Raw genomic sequence first — 17,767 nt, 5'->3', positions numbered from 1 at the left:
TTGGCGCTCGATCCCTTGGACAGCCAGCGTCAACCGACAAGACTCGATAACGCAACGTCGCCGGTATTTCATCGGTCAATAAAACGTCAGGATGCCGAACTATCGACCGCCGGTCGCGAATACTTGAACGTGCCTTGCGCGCTCGCGATCAACACGCGGTCGTCGACCCATGCCTCCGCGCGGGCAAAAAAGATCGAACGGCCGCCGCGCTCCAGAAAGCCCTTTGCGCGCACGAAGCGGCCCAGACCCTTGTCGAGATAATTCGTCGTCAGCGAAAGCGTGAAGCCGTGCCGCGCGGGCTGGCCCGCTTCCGCGAACAGTCCCGCGTAACCGGCGGCCGCGTCGAGCAGCGTCGCAATCGCGCCGCCTTGCAATACGCCTTGCCGATTGAGCTTGGAGGCGTCGATAGGCATCACAAGCTCGGCATAGCCCTCGCGCCATTGCGCGACGCTCACGCCCAGGGTTTCGAGGAAAGGATTGTCCACGGCGAATTGCGACATGCGCGCTCCTGGCAAGAACGGGGGAAGCGTTCGATTATAGGATTCGGCATGAAGCTGCGCAGCGCGGCGCTCCACTGTCCACTGTTCAGCGGATTTCCGCGCAACTGTACATGGTCAGCGCCGCCGCCAGACAGAACACTGCTGGAGGCGCCGCCTCCGCGCGCCTCAATCCTCACGAATTCAGGTACCCAAGATGAACGACACCGCGCTCCACCCCGTTCCGCTGGCCATTTCGCGCTCAGCGGCGGCAGCGGCCGAGGCCGCGCCGGTTCCTTGTCCCAGCGTCGAAACCCTCGACCGCATCCTGCCCGAGGAGCCGCTCCTCATGATGGGCGCGGGGCCCGTGCCCATTCCCGACGCCGTCGCAAAGGCCAATACCGTCGTCATCAACCATCTCGGCGACACCATGGCGCGCGTGATCCATCAAGTGAAGGCGATGGCGCGTTACGTGTTCCAGACGCATTCGAACTGGGTGCTTGGCGTGGCCGGCCCCGGCTCCGCCGCCATGGAAATGGCCGTGTCGAATCTCGCGTGGCCGGGCACGCGCGTGCTCTCCATCGTCAATGGCTTTTTTAGCGCACGGATGGCCGAAATGGCGCGCCGCGTCGGTGCGGAAGTCACCACGCTCGACGTTGCGGACCGCACGATTGCCTCGCTCGAAGCCGTTGCGCAAGCGATAGAAAGCACGCGCCCGGCCATCGTCACCATCGTGCATGGTGAAACGTCCAACACGGTGTGCAACACGCAGATCAAGGAAATCGTGAAGCTCGCGAAGGCGGCGGGCGCGCTCGTTGTCGTGGACGCGGTGTGTACGTTGAGCACGATGCCGCTGGAAATGGACGCGTGGGGCATCGACGTCGTCATTACGGGCGGCCAAAAAGGCTTATCGTCGATTCCGGGCGTTTCGCTCATCGCGTTTTCTAACGCCGCCTGGGAACGCGTGCGCACGCGCACCGCGCCCAACACGCACTGGTGCCTCGATGCCACGCTCGCCGAAAACTTCTGGCACAACGCGGGCTATCACTACACCGCGCCCGTTTCCGGCGTACTCGCGCTGCACGAAGCGCTGCGCCTCGTATGCACGGAAACGCTCGAAAAGCGCTTCGCGCGCCACCTGCGCTGCTCGCTTGCGCTGCAAAGCGGCGTGAGCGCGCTAGGACTCTCACTCTATACGCCACAGGATTGCCGCCTCAATTCCGTGGTCGGCATTGCGCTGCCCGAGAATCTCACGGCGCGCGCCGTATGCAATCACATCTCGCAGCAGTATCAGGTCGAGATTGCCGGATCGTTCGGACTGCCTATCGTTCGTATCGGGCAGATGGGCGAGCAATGTCGCGAGCATCATCTGTTCCGCACGGTGCATGCGCTTGGCCGCACGATGTGCGATCTTGGCGCGCCGGTCAATCTCACCGCCGGCGTGGCCGCGCTCGAGGAATCGCTTTCGTCGAGCGCACGGCGCGCTTGATTCGCCCGCGCGCGGCAATCGCGCGCGCGTCAGATGCGCCGCGCGCGCACGCAGATAAACGCCGGCGCTTGCGTGAGTTCCGCATGCAGCGCCGGAGAAACCGTCTTCATTTCCTGCGCGGGCAACGGCTCGGTCACGCGCTCGAGGCTCCAGCCGCTTTCCGTGAGCGCATTGAAGATGTCGGCGAGCGGCCTTCTGAATGCCTCCACCCACGGCTTCGGTTCGCCGAAGCCGCCCCAATGCAAGCCAAAGCGCGTCGTGTCGAAGTAAGTGCGCGAGCCGCGCGTGCGCGTGTCGATCCAGTCGCGCATGGGATGCGCCATCGAAAACACCAGCAGTGCGCCAGGCCGTGCCACGCGATGAAACTCGCGGAAGGTCGGCGCAAGATGCTCGACGTAATCGAGCGCGAGCGAACATACGATGCGATCGAACGAGGCACCGGCGAGCCAGTCGAGCGGCTGACCGAGATCGCCCGTCGTGACCTCCACGGCAAGATTCGCGCAACGCACCTTCGCCAGTTCGACCATTGCGGGCGTCACGTCGAACGCGCGCACGCGCGCGCCCTCGCCCGCCAGTTCCGCGCTGACGATGCCGGGTCCGCAACCGGCGTCGAGCACGTCCAGGCCCGCGACTTCGCCAAGCAACGCGCGCGTTGCAGGCCGTTCATAAAGCGCGTTGTGCGGCTTGACGGGCGCGCGTTCGGCGTAGCGATCCGCGAATTGCGTGTAATTGGCGCGGCCGGGTAAGCCGGCGCCGGCGCTGCGGTTCTTTTCTTCGGCGGACATGATGATGGGCGGCGATTTGCGAAACCGCCATTGTCCACCGCTTTGCCTTATCGTTTCCACTGCCCGTTTCCACTGCCGGTTCCACTGCGAATTCCACTACCCAAGGCAAAGCCGGGAAAAGCCGTTGAAGGCGGCCGGTAAGTCGCGCTGCCCGCGCCTCGACGGGCCGGGCGGAAATTCACGTGTTGGCGTTGGAAACGCGGTCCATTTTCTTCGAAAACGCACGCATCGTCGCCGATAGCATGGCGCAGGGCCGGGGGCGAGATTGATATCGAAATCGTCTGGATCGCACCGCCCGCACCGCGATCTGCCGCCTGGACTGCGCCCGACGCCAAGCCCGGTTATCATCGCCGTCTCGCACAAGATGCGGGGCGCAATGGGCACGTCAACCCGTCCTTGCCCGCCGCATCGCAATACAACTTCCCCGGCAACGCCAGGCAAACGATGTCATCCACCCCATTCGACGCCGTGCTTTTCGACTGTGACGGCGTACTGGTCAATTCCGAACGCATCACTCATATCGTGCTCGTGCAGATGCTGGGCGAGCTGGGCTGGTCGCTGACCGTCGACGAAGCGATGGGCATTTTCGTCGGCAAGGCCGTGAAAGACGAGGCGGATCGTATCGAAGCGCAGACGGGCGTGCGTATCACCGACGCCTGGCTCGAAGGCTTTCGCGCGCGCCGTAATGAGGCCCTCGAACGCGATCTCGCCGAAATTCCCGGCGCACCGGCCGCCGTGCGCGCGATCCACGCGGCGTTCGATGGCCGCATTGCCGTGGCGTCGGGCGCGGACCGGCGCAAGGTGGAACTGCAACTGCGCAAGGTCGGACTGCTCGCCAGTTTTGGCCCGCATATTTATAGCGGCCACGAAACGCCGCGCAGCAAGCCGTTCCCCGACGTTTATCTCGCGGCGGCGGCGGGCCTCGACGCCGATCCGCGCCGCTGCGCCGTGATCGAGGACACCGTTACCGGCGCGCGCGCCGGCGTCGCGGCGGGCGCCACCGTGTTCGGCTACAGCCCTGCCGAGCCGGGCCACAGCAGCGCGCGGGCGCTGCGCGAAGTGGGCGTCGCGCAGGTTTTCACCGACATGGCGCAACTCCCCGCCTTGCTCGCGAACTGGCAAAACACGAACTGGCAAAACAAATAAGCACGTGTGAAAATCACGCGCCGGACGATTGGAAACCTCGGGCAAGCTCTTCCCCAGCCGTTTTCGAATGCCCGGCACGCACGAAGCACGGCGCCACCGGTTCGCATACCATTTCCGACGTGGCGCCGCGTTCAAAAAGATAGTTTGCTATCGAATCGCCTTGGGCTATCATCCCGCCGATGTCGAATCTTCATACATTACGCCTCGCCGTCAGCAGCACGCTCGTGGTCGCGGCGCGCAAATGGCGTCGCACGAGTCACGGCGCCCTCACCGCGTACAACGTGTCCGAGGCGTGCGCCGCGCCGCTGCTCACGGCCGGCCGTCTTGGCGAAGCGGTGCGCCAGGTGACGCTCGCGGAACACGTCGGCATCGAGGGGCCTTCGCTCGTGCGTCTGCTCGATCAGCTTTGCGCCGCCGGTCTCGTGCGCCGCGACGAAGACCCCGCCGACCGCCGCGCCAAAACCATTTCCCTGACCGACGAAGGCGTCGCCGTCACGGCACGCATGGAGGACGAACTGCGCGAATTGCGCTCGCGCGTGCTCAAGGGCGTGACGCGCGCCGACCTGGAAGCGACGCTGCGCGTGCTCAACGCGTTCAACGCGGCCGAAGGCGCCGACGCGCTCCTTCACGACTGAAACGGCCAAAGCCGAAAGCGGAACATGACCTACCCGACCCTGCGCGACTGGCTCTTTTCGGTCAAGACCTTCGCCGCGTCCATGCTCGCGCTTTATCTCGCGCTCGTCTTCGAGTTGCCGCGCCCTTACTGGGCCATGGCGAGCGTGTATATCGTGTCGAATCCGTTCGTGGGCGCCACGCGTTCGAAGGCGCTGTATCGCGCGCTCGGCACGGCGCTCGGCGCGGCGGCCGCCATCGCGCTCGTGCCGCCGTTCGTCGAAACGCCCATGCTGTTCAGCGTGATCGTCGCGACATGGACCGGCACGCTGCTCTATCTGGCGATGTCCGATCGCACGGCGCGCAGCTACGTGTTCATGCTCGCGGGCTATACCATGCCCCTCATCGCGCTGCCCACCGTAACCGACCCCACCACCGTGTTCGACGTGGCCATCGCGCGCACGGAAGAAATCACGCTCGGCATCATTTGCGCGAGCGTGATCGGCAGCAATATTTTGCCGAGCCGCCTCGCGCCCACGCTGATCGAGCGCGCCGACGCATGGTTCCGCGACGCCGCCTGGTACGGCCGCGAAACGCTCTCGGGCCATATCGCGGGCAAAGCGGTTTCCGCCTGCCGCCAGCGGCTCGCAAGCACCGTGAACCAGCTCGAATTTCTGCTCAGTCAATTGAGCTACGATCATTCGCATCCGGGCATTCTGGCGCGCGCACAGGAATTGCGCGGACGCATGCAACTCTTTCTGCCGATGATTTCCGCGCTCGCCGACCCGCTCATCGCGCTGCGCCAGGATTTGAAAGCGTGGCCCGAAGGACTGGATACGCTGCTCAACGACGCCGCGCACTGGTTCGACGAACCGCTGCCTACGCGCACGGCCGACATGCACGACGAAATGGGCGACCCCACCGCCGAAAGCCTGCGCGCGCGCATCGCCACGCTGCAACCGGCGCGCGACGCGCTCACGAGCTGGGAAGGCGCGCTGCTCTCGAATGCGCTCTGGCGTCTCGGTCAGGTCATCGACGTATGGCAGGATTGCCGCGCGCTGCGCTCGCTCATCGCGCATCAGGACGGCGCGTGGCGGCCGCGTTACCGGCACTGGCGGCTCGGCGGCACGGAGCGTTTCTACGATCGCGGGCTGATGCTGTTCTCGTGCCTCGTGCCCGTGAGCGCGATTCTCGCGGCGTGCTGGCTATGGGTCAGTTCGGGCTGGCACGACGGCGCCGGCGCGGTCACGCTCGCGGCCGTGGCGTGCTGCTTCTTCGCGGCGCTCGACGAACCCGCGCCCATGGTGTTCCGCTTCTTTCTCGCCACGGCGGCGAGCGTAGTGTTCGCGGGGCTTTATCTATTCGTGGCGCTGCCCAAGGTGCATGACTTCGAAATGCTCGTGCTGCTATTCGCGGGACCGTTCATCCTGATCGGCACGCTGATCCCGCGCCCCGCGTTCAACGTGGTGACGATGCTCGTTGCCGTCAACACGGCCACGTTCATCAGCGTGCAAAGCGCCTACGAAGCCGATTTCCTGGTATTCCTAAATAGTAATATCGCGGGCGTCGCGGGCCTGCTGTTCGCCTATATCTGGGTGCGCGCGACGCGCCCGTTCGGCGCCGAATTCGCGGCACGCCGCCTGTTGCGTTCGAGCTGGAGCGATGTCGCGCTTTCCGCCTCGCCCGCGCCGATCGCCGACCAGCGCAATCTCACTTCGCGCATGCTCGACCGGCTCATGCAACTGCTGCCGCGTCTGGCCGCTTCCGACGAGCATCGTCACCCATCCATCGAAAGCTTTCGCGACTTGCGCATCGCGCTCAATGCGCTCGATCTGCGCCGCTCGCGCCGCAAGCTCGACGGCGACGTGCCCGCCGCGATCGACCGCGTGCTTGCCGGCGTGAGCGATCATTACGCGCGCTGCGCGCAAGCGAGCGAACGTCAAAGCGCGCCGCCCGCGCTGCTCGCCACCATCGACGACGCGCTTCGCAGCGTCGCTACGCGTGCGCTCGCGCAAACGCCGCCCGCGGGCGCGCCCGATACCGTTGCGTCCGCAACCATGCCGCCGCGCGCGCTCGTCTCGCAGCGCTGGCTGCGCGACACGCAACATGCGCTCGTGGGCGTACGGCTCGCGCTCTATCCGGCTTCGTCCGCGCAGGCGCCTTCGAACGGCGAGGCCACGGCATGAACGCGCGCGACCCTCACTCCTTTTCGAAATCCGCACCATGATCGGCGAAATCGATATCTTCGGCGTGTTCGTGCCCGCCGTGCTCGTGCTGATGCTGATCGCGTACCTCATCAATGTCGCGATCGGCAAAGTGCTCACGCGCGTCGGTTTTTACCGGCTCGTCTGGCACCGTTCCATTTTCGATCTCGGCATCTACGTATTCGTACTGGCTGCCGTCATCATCGTGTCGCATCGCTTCGTGAACTAACGTGAACGTGAAAAAAACCTGGTTCTCCGCGGGACAAATCCTGCTGACGCTCATCGTCGTCGTCGTAGCCGCGCTCGTGCTGTGGCGCATCGTCAACTACTACATGTTCTCGCCGTGGACACGCGACGGCCACGTGCGCGCCGACGTGATCCAGGTCGCGCCCGACGTGGGCGGCCTCATCACCCGCGTCGAAGTGGTCGACAACCAGGCGGTGAAGAAAGGGCAAGTGCTGTTCGTGATCGACCAGGCGCGCTACACGCTGGCGCTGCGTCTCGCCCAGGCCGCGCTCGAACAACGCAAGGCCACGCTCGCGCAAGCGCGGCGCGAATTCGCGCGCAACATCACGCTCGGCAATCTCGTGGCGAGCGAAACGCTCGAAGAAAGCCGCACGCGCGTGGAGCAAGGCGAAGCCGCCGCCGCCGATGCGCAAGTGCAGGTGGACACCGCCAAACTCAATCTCGAACGCACGACGATCGTGAGTCCCGTCGACGGCTATTTGAACGATCGCGCTCCGCGCACGGGCGAGTACGTTGCGGCGGGACGCGCGGTGCTTTCCGTCGTCGACATGCATTCGTTCCGCGTGGACGGCTATTTCGAGGAAACGCGCCTGCACGGCATTCATATCGGCCAGCCGGTCGATATCACGGTGATGGGCGAGGACCGTCCATTGCGCGGTCACGTGCAGAGCATCGTCGCCGCCATCGAAGACCGCGATCGTCAAGCGAGCCCCAATCTGCTGCCGAACGTGAATCCCGCGTTTAGCTGGGTGCGTCTCGCGCAGCGAATTCCGGTGCGCATCGCGCTGGACGAAGTGCCGGACGACTTCCGCATGATCGCGGGCCGCACCGCCACGGTGGCCGTGCGCACCGAAGCCGGCGCTCACGCGCCCGCACATCCGGCGAGTGCGGCAAACAACGCCAGCGCCGCGAGCAATGCGGTTGCCGCAAGCGGAGCCTCGCAATGACACGGCGTGCTCTTTGGCGCAGCGCCGCGCTTACGCCGCTCGCGCTGGCGCTCGGCGCGTGCATGACGCTCGGGCCCAATTACAAGCTGCCGAACGATGCGCTCGTGAATGCGCCGCTCGCACAAGGGCCGATTGCGGGCGCGGACCATGCGCCCGTTTCGCAGCAAGCCGTGCCCGCCGACTGGTGGCGTCTTTACGACGATCCCGCGCTCGACGAACTCGTGCAGGAAGCCCTCGAATCGAATGCGAACCTGCGCGTGGCCGCCGCGAATCTCGCGCGCTCGCGCGAAGCGGTCGCGGTTGCCGCCGCGCAAGGCGGCTTTTCGGGCGGCGCGACGGCGGGCTTTCAGCGCGCGCAGGTGTCGGGCGAGCAATATCTGCTGTTCGAGAAGGTGCCGGTTGCCACGCTCGGCGACCTGGGCTTGAACGTGTCGTACGAATTCGATCTGTTCGGCAAGCTCAAGCGCGGCGTGGAGGCCGCGCGCGCCGACGACGAAGCCGTGGAAGCCGCCGTCGATCTCGCGCGCATCACCGTGGTGGCCGACGTCGTGCAAGCGTATGTGGAGTCGTGCTCCGCCGCCGAGGAACTCGCCATCGCGCGCGACTCGCTCAAGCTTCAACAGCAACGCGTGGCGCTTTCGAAGCGCCTGCGCGACGCAGGTCGCGGCAATCAACCCGACGTCACGCGCGGCCAGACGCAAGCCGACACGCTCGCCGCCGACATTCCGCGCTTCGAGGGCCGCCGCCGCATCGCGCAGTATCAGCTTGCGATGCTGCTCGCGCGCGCGCCCGCCGACCTGCCGCCCGCCGCGCTCAGTTGCAATCGCCTGCCGAAGTTGAAGCAGCCCATTCCCGTGGGCGACGGCGCGGCGCTCTTGCGGCGGCGCCCCGACGTGCGCCAGGCCGAGCGCCTGCTGGCTGCCTCCACCGCGCGCATCGGCGTGGCGACGGCGGAAATGTACCCTTCGGTGAGTTTCGGCGCGGGCGTGAGCACGGTCGGCCTCGCGGGCGATCTGTTCGAGCAGAAGACCGACAGCTGGTCGTTCGGACCGCTAATCAATTGGACGTTCCCCGCGAACGGTCAACGCGCGCGCGTACGCGCGGCCGAAGCGGCAACGGGCGGCGCGCTCGCGCATTTCGACGGCGTGGTGCTCAACGCGCTGCGCGAAACGCAATCGAGTCTCGCGACCTACGCCGCCGACGACCAACGCGCCGATTCGCTGCGCACCGCTTATACATCGGCGAAACAGTCCGCCGACGAAACTCACCGTCTGTACGCGGCGGGTCGCGAGTCGTTCCTCTCCGATCTCGACGCCACGCGCACGCTCACGAGCGCGCACGCGCAAGTGGCCGCCGCAGAAGGCCAGGTCGCGCTCGATCAGGTCAAGCTGTTTCTCGCCCTCGGCGGCGGCTGGGAAGCGGATCGAACGGCAGGCGCACAGGCGCCGCAAGCGGCATCGGCAACACAAGGCGCGCAGTGATCAGCGCGAAGCCACGTTGTTTTGCGTAGCGCCGGCGCGCGCCAAACCGGGCTTCGCCATCGCGCCGCGCACTTCGAAGCGCACCGTGTCCGTCACCGTGCCCTTCGCATCGACAAGTTCGAGCCGATGCTTGCCCGGCCACGGCAGCCACGCCACGCGCGCCGCGCCGCCGAGCGGCTTGCCGTCGAGCCGCCAGTTCACGCGCGCAGTCGAACCGGTCGCTCGCTCGAACCACACGCGCTGACGCTGCGCGGGAATGTCGGGGTCGAGTGCGAAGATCGTGCCGTCCACCGGGCTGCCGATTTGCGCGGGACCGCGCGCGAGATCGGCGGCATTCGAGGCGAGCCCTACCTGCGGCGTGGCCGTGCCCGCGAGAAACCATTCGTTGCGCGCGGGTTCGATGGAATCGGCGAAGGTCACGCGCACGCGTTCGACGCCAGGCGGCGCAACGGGCGCCACGCTCGGCGCCTGCCGATGCAGATAGCCGACCACGGCGGCCCACACCGGCGCCGCGCCGCTCACGCCCGAGACGTCCCACATCGGCGAGCCGTCCGCATTGCCGACCCATACGCCCACCGTATAGCGCGACGTGAAGCCCACGGTCCAGTTGTCGCGCATGTCCTTGCTCGTGCCCGTTTTCACCGCCGAAAACATGCGCGTGGCAAGCGGGCTGTCGAAATCGAACGTGCGCGTGCGGGCGTTGTTGTCGGCGATCACATCGGTGACGATGAAGCTCGCCTCGCGGCTGAAAATGCGTTTTGCGGGGGGACGTACCGCATTTTTCACCGCCGGCATTTCGACGATGGGCGTCGCCACGCCGCCGTTCGCGAGCGCGCGATAGGCATTGGTCAGCGAAACGAGCGTCACGTCCGCGCTGCCGAGCGCGAGGCTATAGCCGTAGTAATCGCCGCTTTGCGTGAGCGGCAAGCCAAGCGACGTGAGCGTGTTCGCGAAGCGATGCGGCGTGACCATCACGAGCGTGCGCACCGCCGGCACGTTCAGCGACGAGCCGAGCGAAGTGCGCACGCTCACCCAGCCCTTGAAGCCTTTGTCGTAGTTCTGCGGCATATACAGGCCGCCGCCCGCCGCGAGATCGAGCGGTGCGTCGTCGAGCAGCGAGGCGGTCGTCACGCGGCGCTCGTCGATGGCTTCCGCGTAGAGAAACGGCTTGAGCGTCGAACCTGCCTGGCGCAGCGCAAGCGCCGCGTCCACTTCGCGCGCCTTCGAAAGCCCACCCGACGAACCCACCCACGCGCGCACCTCGCCGCTCGCGTTGTCGAGCACGATCACGGCGCCGTCCTGCACGTTACGCGGATGCGCGCGGGCGTTGAGTTCGACGAGCGTGCGCGCGAGCGTGTCGCGCGCATAGCGTTGCAGGTTCGCATCGAGCGTCGAACGCACGCGCGCGCCCGGCGCGGGATGCGCGATGCTGGCGATTTGCCGCGCATAGTGCGGCGCGAGTTGCGGTGAAGTCTCGCTGCGATTGTCGAACGACGTATCGTCTTGCGTGGATGCGGGGCGCGCGAACGCAAGCTGAGTGAACGCATCGAGATTGGTGCAGCCGTTCGCGTCGCGCATGTCGCGCAGAATGCGGCACGCGCGCGCGGAGACCTTGCGCCACGAGGCATTGGGCGCGCGAATCAGCGCGGCGGCCACGGCCGATTCGCGTTCGTCGAGACCCGAAGGCGCCTTGCCGAACAACGTCTGCGAAAGCGCGGAAAGCCCCACCATCTCGCCGCGAAACGGCACGAGATTCAAATACGCTTCGAGAATCTGATCCTTGCGCCAGTCATGTTCGAGGCGCAACGCATCGACGGCTTGCGCCGCCTTCTGCGCGACCGAGCGCTGGCCCGAATGCTTAGGGTCGTCGTCGAGCAGTCCCGTGAGCTGCATCGTCACGGTCGATGCGCCGCGCGTGCGCGTGTTCCAGAGATTCGCCCATGCCGCCGCCGCCGCGCCGCGCCAGTCCACGCCGCTGTGCTCGTAGAATCGTTTGTCTTCCGAAACAATGATCGCTTCGCGCAATGCCGGCGACACGTCGGCGAGCGCCACCCAATCGCCGCGCCGTGCCGTGTGCTCCACGCGCGTGCGCTGCATCGGCGTGCCGTCGCGCGCGAGCAGCACCCAGTCCGAGCTTTGCCATTGCGCGCGCACGTCGTCGAACGCGGGCAGCGCGAGTGCCCTGAGCGGCATCAGCGTAATGCAGACGGCAAGCAGCCCGCGTATTTTCATGATGCGCGATCCACGGGCTTCACCACCATCGTCGCATTCGGCGCGACGCCGAACGTCGCGGGCGCGTAAAGCGCTTCCACGCGCGTGGGCGGCAAGCCGAACGTGCCCACGTTGTTGAGCCGCACCGTGTACTCGATCGACACCTTGCCCTTCGGCAAATACTCGTAATACGCGCGATATCCGTCGAAGCCGCGTTCGATGAAGGTGGGCCACTGACCATCGTTGTCTTGCTTCTCGCCTTCCGTGGCCGCCTCCGAATCGCGGCCGAGACCGGAGCCGAGAATGGTCGCGCCCGCGGGCACCGGATCGTTCACCACGACCCACGTCATGTCGGTTTGCGCGTCGATGTCGAGATGCACGCGCACCACGTCGCCGCGCGAATAGACGCCCTTCACCGCCGCATCCACGGGCGTGATGGTCTTGGTGATGCGATAGCCCGCCGCGAAAGGCGCGCGCAGCGCCACGGCCGCGAGGCTTTCGATCGTCGCCCACGGCTTGCCCGTGCCGTTCTGCGTGAGCGTAAGCGGTATGGCCGCGCGTTGCGTAGGCCATGCCAGCACGGTGCTGCGCGCAGGTGCCGATTGCGAGGCAGCCGTTGCGCCCGAAGCCGTTATGCCCGATGCCGGTATGCCCGAAGCCGGTACGCCCGATGCCGGTATGCCCGCACTCGCGTTCCAGTCGATCGTGCGCGAGACATCGCCCAACTGGATTTTCGTTGCGCCCGCAACAGGATCGTGTTCGAACGCACGCGAGAAACGCTCGACCGCGAGCGAGCCGTACACGATCGCCGTGGTCGTGCCCCATGCGCCGTTGTGTTGCAGCGCGAGCAAGCCGGTCATGAGCCGCGGCATGTCCTCCTTCCACGCGGGGTCGTCGACGAAAGCAAGCGCAAGGCGCGCGGCATTGACTTCGGGGTCCGTCATGAGCCACCAAAGGTCGTCTTGAGAGGCCGTCGAAAAGGTCAGTTGCGTGCCTTGATACGTAAGCCGCGCGCGCAAGATCTGCTGCACTTGTGCGAGTTTCGCATCGCGGCCGGGCACGTCGCGCACGCGAGAGAGAATGCCCGCGTAGTCGATCACCGCCGAAGTGGGCCATTGATTCGGCGCGATCTCGATCGAACCGAGCTGGCGCGCATTCGCGGCGCCGTAGCGCGAAAGCGCGTCGATGGCGGCGAGCTTGCGCAAGTCCAGATCGCGACGCGGCGCCCATGTATTACGCTCGATCCGCCCTTCGACAAAGCGCGTGAGGCCGTCGATCATCTTGTCGCGCATGGCGTCGGCGAGCGCGAAATGCGTGTCGAGTTTCGAGGCTTCGTCCGTCACCGTGAGCAGATAGGAAGTCAGCGTGGGACTGCCGTGGCTCGCGCTGTCGTCGCTCGGCGGGAAGTAATTCGCCAGGCCGTCGCGGTCGAGATACACGGGCATGCGCGCAAGCGTGGTTTGCCAACGCGCGGAATCGCGCAAGCCGATGGCGATCGACGTTTGCTGTTCGAGGCACGAATACGGGTAGCGCTCGAACCAGCGGCGCACGCCGGGCAAACCGCTCGCGAGCTTCGGTTGCAGCGATACGGCGATGCCGCCGCGCAGCGCGCCCGCTCGCGTCGCGCTCGCGTCCGCCGGCGCCGCGACCGGAATCGAGAGCGTGCCGTCCACCTGCGCAAGCGTGGCCTGCTGCACCGTCACCGGAATCGCGGCGCTCACTTGCTGCGCGAGTTTCACCGCATCGGACGCATGTGCGCCGCCTTGTTCGGCCGCGCTCACGTTCCAGACCAGCGCGGGGCGCTCGGCTTCGGCGAGATGGTCGGGCACCGCGACGCTCCACGCGATTTCACGCGACGCATTGGCCGGAAGGTCGACGGTTTGCGCGTCGAGCGCGAGCGGCGGCACGTTAGGCGTGACGACCACTTTCATCGCGCGCGGCGTGGTGTTGCGCAGCGTGAATTGCGCGCGGAACACGTCGCCTTCGCGCACGAGCGGCGGCAGCCCCGAAATAACCTGGAGGTCCTGAGTACTTTCGATCGAGGCGCTGCCCGTGCCGAAGCGGCCGGTGCCGCTCGCGGCAATCGCCACGATACGAAAGCGCGTGATCGAATCGTTGAGCGGCACGTCCACCTGCGCCGTGCCTTTCGCATCGAGCGTCACGCGCGGGTTCCAGTACAACAACGTGTCGAACAACTCGCGCGTGGCGCCATGACCGCCGCCCCCGCCCGCCGGCACCGCCTTGCGCCCGAAGTGGCGGCGCCCGACGATTTCCATCTGCGCGGTGGACGTTTCCACGCCGTACGCGCGCTGTTGCAGCATCGCGTCGAGCAGATTCCAGCTTTGATTCGGCATCAGTTCGAGCAGCGCTTCGTCCACGGCGGCCACGGCGATCTGCGTGCCCGCGGGAACCGGCTGACCGCCCGGAAGTTGCACGCGCAACGAAACATGCGCTTTGCCGCGCACGGCATAGCGTTTTGCATCGGGCGTCACGCTCACGTTCAGTTCATGCGCCGCATTGCCGACACGAATTTGTGCGAGCCCATAGCGATACGCGGGCTTGGACAAATCGACGAGCGGCGTGGGCGCTTCGTACTGCCTCCCTTCGTACCAGAACGCACGCGCCCATTCGAGCGGCGCTTTCCAGCCCCACGTGAAGAACGAATACCACGGCACTTCGTGTATGCGGCCGCGCAACGCGAGCACCGACACATAGACATTCGGCCCCCACTTGTCGCTTACCTTGAGCTCCACCGTCGGGTCTTTGCCGTCGAGTTGCACCACATGGGTTTCGATAATGCCTTCGCGCTCCACGGCAACGAGCGCCGTTGCGAAGCGGAACGGCATGCGCACCTGGAAGCGCGCGGTCTCGCCGGGCTCGTAATGCGTTTTTTCGGGCAACACGTCGATACGGTCGGTGTTCTCGCTGCCGAACCAGAGTTCGTCCTGCTGCGTGACCCACACGGAAGTCGTGGCCGTGGAGGCGTGATTGTCGCCGTCACGCGCCGTCGCCACGAGGTCGATATTACCGGCCACCCCAAGCTTCGCGTCGCAAACGAGCTGACCGTGGTCGTCGCTCGCGCCGCTGCACAACGTACCGAGATCCTTCGTCTCGGTGTGGTTATCGTATGCGTAGAAGCCGCCGACCATGCGCTTGCGCGAGGTGGTCGTGATCTTCGCAATGCCGCGCACTTCGAGCTTCACGCCCGCGCGCGGCTTGCCTTGCAGATCGAGCGCGAGCGCCGTGACCGGCACGCTCTTGCCGACCGAAACCCAGCGGCCCGACTTGATGCCCGCGACCACGGCGGCAGGCCACAACGTGGCGGCGCCGCTGATGGTCTGCACTTCTCCGTTGGGGTCCGCGAACGTCGCTTCCAGAGCGAGGCGTTTGGGTGCGTTCACATTCGGCAGGTTCTTCAGGGTCAGCGCGCCCGCGCCGTTGCGGTCCAGCGTGAGCGGCTCCTTGTCGGCGACCAGCTTCGCCATGGCGTTGTCTTCCTGCGGCGAGTTGTCGTCTTCGTCGCTGGCGTTGTCGCCCCTGCTGGAAGGCACGTAAGGCGTAAAGCTGAAGTCGCCGAAAGTATCCGCGAACGCCGGCGACGTGTCCTTCACCAGCGCGGAAACCTGCACCGGCAAGTTCGATGCCGCGCCGCCCGACACATAGTCGATCTGCACCGAAACCGGCGCCTGCGAAGCCGCCACGAGCGGCGATGTCTTTTCGTTGCGAACGCCGATCGTGCCCTTCAGCACCGGCAAACGAAACGCCTCCACGCGGAAGCTGCCGGTTTCGTAGTTCACATGCAGAGCGCCGGCGTCCGCGTTGGCGTCGTCGCCGTTCGGATCGCCGCTATCGTCGCCTTCGCTCGAAGCCGTTGCACCGGGATCGCCGTCGTCGAGCGAGACATCGTATTCGCCGAGCTTCGCTTCGGGCGGCAACTTGAACGTGGAGTCGGCCGAGTGGTCGGCGGCCCACTTGATCGGCAAGTGCCACGTTTGACCGCTGCCCGCGTGGCGGATCGTCACGCGCGTGGGGTACTGCTGCGGAAAGGCGAAACCGTGCATCGTCTGGGCACGGATAAAGTGTTTCATCGACACCGTTTCGCCCGCGCGCAGCAGCGTGCGATCGAACACGGTATGCGCGAGGATCGTGGGCTCGCGGCTCGTATCGGTCGGCACGTTGAAGCGCCACGCCTCGATGCCCCGATCCCAGTCCGACCGCACGAAGGCCATGTCCGGCCCCGTCTTGAGGTCGTTGATGCGCGCCGAAACGAACAGATCGCTTTCGCCGGGGTCCGCGCATTCGCGCCGATTCGCGAGCGCGCCGTCGATCGTCAGGAGTCCGTGAGAATCGGTTTTCCCCTGCGCGATCATGTCGCCGTTGCAGTCGGACACGTGTACGTCGGCGTTCGGCACCGGCTCGCCCTTGTCGAGCGTCGTGACCCATACCACGCTGTTTTCGCGGCCCTGCTTCAAATGCACGCCCAGATTGGTGATCAGCACCGCCGTGCGCACGTACATGGGCACCGGCTTGCCGAGCAGCGACGCGCCCAGCCGTGGCGAAGCCAGTTCGATCACGTAAAAGCCCGGCTTCGGCACGGGAATGCCGACCACCTCGAACGGCCGCAGCGCTTTCGGATCGGCCTTCGGCAACGCGAGCACTTCCACGCCGCGCTGATTCGCCAGCAACGACAGCGAGCGAACGTCGATGGTGCGGTCCTTCGGCGCTTCGCCGCCTTCAGGCGGCGGTATCACCACCGGCGATTTCGCGCGTTTGACCAAGCCGGGCATGAGCCGGTCGATCGACGATTCGCTCATGCCGTAGCCGTCGAATTGATCGACGAGACGCATCCAGCGGCGCATGTCGGCGTCCGACTGCACGGCGAGCTTCTCGAACTTCGCCTCGCCCGAGTTGAGACCGGCCACGTGCAGATCGGCTTCGACATTGCGCAGCGTAACCGGCACGAGCGGCGGCGTGCCCGGTTCCGCGAAGCGTTCGATGATGCCGAACGTGGACGACGGGAACTTCGCGAGCGGCGGCATGGGCGCGGTGGCCGTACGCAGCGGGAACAAATCGGCGTTCGCCAGCGCGCGGCCGCTCACGTCCTTGAGACCCGAAGGCGCCTGGACGGTGAGCGCGGCATGTTCGGGAAGCGGCGCGGCAAACGAAATCGCGCTTATTTCGCTATCCTTATTGTCCTTGTCGAAGGTGGGAGCGATTGCGCCGTTCGGGCCTTGGAGGCGGAATTTTTCGGCGTCGGCGCGCGCAATGGGCGCGCTCAGACTGATCGTGACGGGCCGCAACGGCGTGCATGGCGCCTTCGCATTCTCGCGCTCGCAACTCATGCTCGCCGTGAACGGCTCGCGAACGTGGTAGTCGAAGCGGCGCTCGGCTTCGTTCGGCGTGCCGTTCGGACCTTTCACGCCTTTGCCGTAGACAAGCTGCATTTCGGCGCTCGAAGGCAGCGTTTGCTGACACGCGAGCGTGAGCACGCGCGCACTGTCGCGCTCCAGATCGAAATGCTTGAGCAACGCTGCGCGCGCGGAGGCATCCACCGGCTGCACAGGAATGCGATTGCCGAGCCCGCCCGATTCGCACCATACGTGGTCGCGCACGGAATCGGGCGTTGCGGGGCCGTTGAGAATCAGCACGAAAGTCTGATGCTCCTCGATCTCGCCGCCATAAGGCCGCGCGCTCAGCGGATAAGGCCCGCCCGTGGAGAACGCGAAACGGCGCCCGCCCGTGACCGCGTTGCCCGCTTGCGACTTGAGACCTTCGGCGAGCGTAATGGCGCACTGCGTGTCGGGCGGCACGTCGCTCCTGAAGTCGTACGCCCAGGTTTTTTCGTCGATCCAGCGGCCCTGTCCCGCGCTCGCGGCCGTGGGAGTACACTGCACGCGCGCCGGATCTTTCGCATCGGGCGCGCCGAAGGCAACCATGGCTTCGTCGAATTTGATCACCACCTGGCGCGCCTGCGACACCGTGCCCTGCGGCGAAACGCTGAGCGTGCGCGCGGCATCCGCACGCCACGTCCCCAACAAAAACGCGCCCAGCGCCACGGCAAGCGCCCACGTCCACCACCCGCCCGTTCTTCGAATTATTCGTTGCATCGACCGATCCCTGGTTCTTGTATGAGCGCATGCCCGCAGCGATTTTTTGCGGCTTCGGCGTGG

At 66.1% G+C, this 17,767-nt stretch carries 11 protein-coding genes; 7 read left to right on the top strand and 4 right to left on the bottom strand.

What is annotated here, in order from left to right:
• Nucleotides 1-86: 86 nt before the first annotated feature.
• On the bottom strand, nt 87-500 hold the full coding sequence (locus U5805_RS07150; RefSeq protein ID WP_322102753.1) for a PaaI family thioesterase: 414 nt from the start codon (nt 498-500) through the stop codon (nt 87-89).
• A gap of 325 nt (nt 501-825) precedes the next feature.
• On the opposite strand from U5805_RS07150, the gene U5805_RS07145 reads away from it, so the two are divergent.
• The gene (locus U5805_RS07145) at nt 826-1,965 is read left to right on the top strand and encodes an alanine--glyoxylate aminotransferase family protein (RefSeq protein WP_322102872.1); all 1,140 of its coding nucleotides are present in this window, start codon (nt 826-828) and stop codon (nt 1,963-1,965) included.
• Nucleotides 1,966-1,994: 29 nt separating this feature from the next.
• Here the strand turns inward: U5805_RS07145 and U5805_RS07140 are convergent, their stop codons facing one another.
• Entirely contained in the window at nt 1,995-2,750 is a 756-nt protein-coding gene (locus U5805_RS07140; protein ID WP_322102752.1) for a class I SAM-dependent DNA methyltransferase, read from the bottom strand.
• Between the two features lie 444 nt (nt 2,751-3,194).
• Between U5805_RS07140 and U5805_RS07135 the strand changes: the two genes are divergently transcribed.
• The 6 genes from U5805_RS07135 (at nt 3,195) to U5805_RS07110 (ending at nt 9,386) form a co-directional block, all read left to right on the top strand.
• Nucleotides 3,195-3,896 carry an HAD family phosphatase gene (locus U5805_RS07135; protein WP_322102751.1) on the top strand — a complete coding sequence of 234 codons (702 nt, stop codon included), beginning with the start codon at nt 3,195-3,197 and terminating at the stop codon, nt 3,894-3,896.
• Nucleotides 3,897-4,075: 179 nt separating this feature from the next.
• Nucleotides 4,076-4,531 carry a MarR family winged helix-turn-helix transcriptional regulator gene (locus tag U5805_RS07130; RefSeq protein WP_322102750.1) on the top strand — a complete coding sequence of 152 codons (456 nt, stop codon included), beginning with the start codon at nt 4,076-4,078 and terminating at the stop codon, nt 4,529-4,531.
• 24 nt (nt 4,532-4,555) lie between these two features.
• Nucleotides 4,556-6,694, top strand: a complete 2,139-nt coding sequence (locus U5805_RS07125) for an FUSC family protein (RefSeq protein WP_322102749.1) — start codon at nt 4,556-4,558, stop codon at nt 6,692-6,694.
• 37 nt (nt 6,695-6,731) lie between these two features.
• The gene (locus U5805_RS07120; protein WP_322102748.1) at nt 6,732-6,941 is read left to right on the top strand and encodes a DUF1656 domain-containing protein; all 210 of its coding nucleotides are present in this window, start codon (nt 6,732-6,734) and stop codon (nt 6,939-6,941) included.
• A gap of 7 nt (nt 6,942-6,948) precedes the next feature.
• Nucleotides 6,949-7,905, top strand: coding sequence for an HlyD family secretion protein (locus U5805_RS07115; RefSeq protein WP_322102871.1), 957 nt, complete (start codon nt 6,949-6,951; stop codon nt 7,903-7,905).
• Complete coding sequence (locus tag U5805_RS07110) at nt 7,902-9,386, top strand: efflux transporter outer membrane subunit (protein WP_322102747.1); 1,485 nt, start codon at nt 7,902-7,904, stop codon at nt 9,384-9,386. Before U5805_RS07115 ends, U5805_RS07110 begins: the two co-directional genes overlap by 4 nt.
• On the opposite strand, the gene pbpC is transcribed toward U5805_RS07110, so the two are convergent.
• Nucleotides 9,387-11,618: a penicillin-binding protein 1C gene (gene pbpC / locus U5805_RS07105; protein ID WP_322102746.1), complete on the bottom strand. Its 2,232-nt coding sequence runs from the start codon at nt 11,616-11,618 to the stop codon at nt 9,387-9,389.
• On the bottom strand, nt 11,615-17,704 hold the full coding sequence (locus U5805_RS07100) for an alpha-2-macroglobulin family protein (protein WP_322102745.1): 6,090 nt from the start codon (nt 17,702-17,704) through the stop codon (nt 11,615-11,617). Before U5805_RS07100 ends, pbpC begins: the two co-directional genes overlap by 4 nt.
• Between the last annotated feature and the right edge of the window lie 63 nt (nt 17,705-17,767).

The organism is Paraburkholderia sp. J41 (assembly GCF_905220235.1).
Lineage (GTDB): Bacteria > Pseudomonadota > Gammaproteobacteria > Burkholderiales > Burkholderiaceae > Paraburkholderia.
This window is presented reverse-complemented; position numbering and strand designations above follow the sequence as displayed.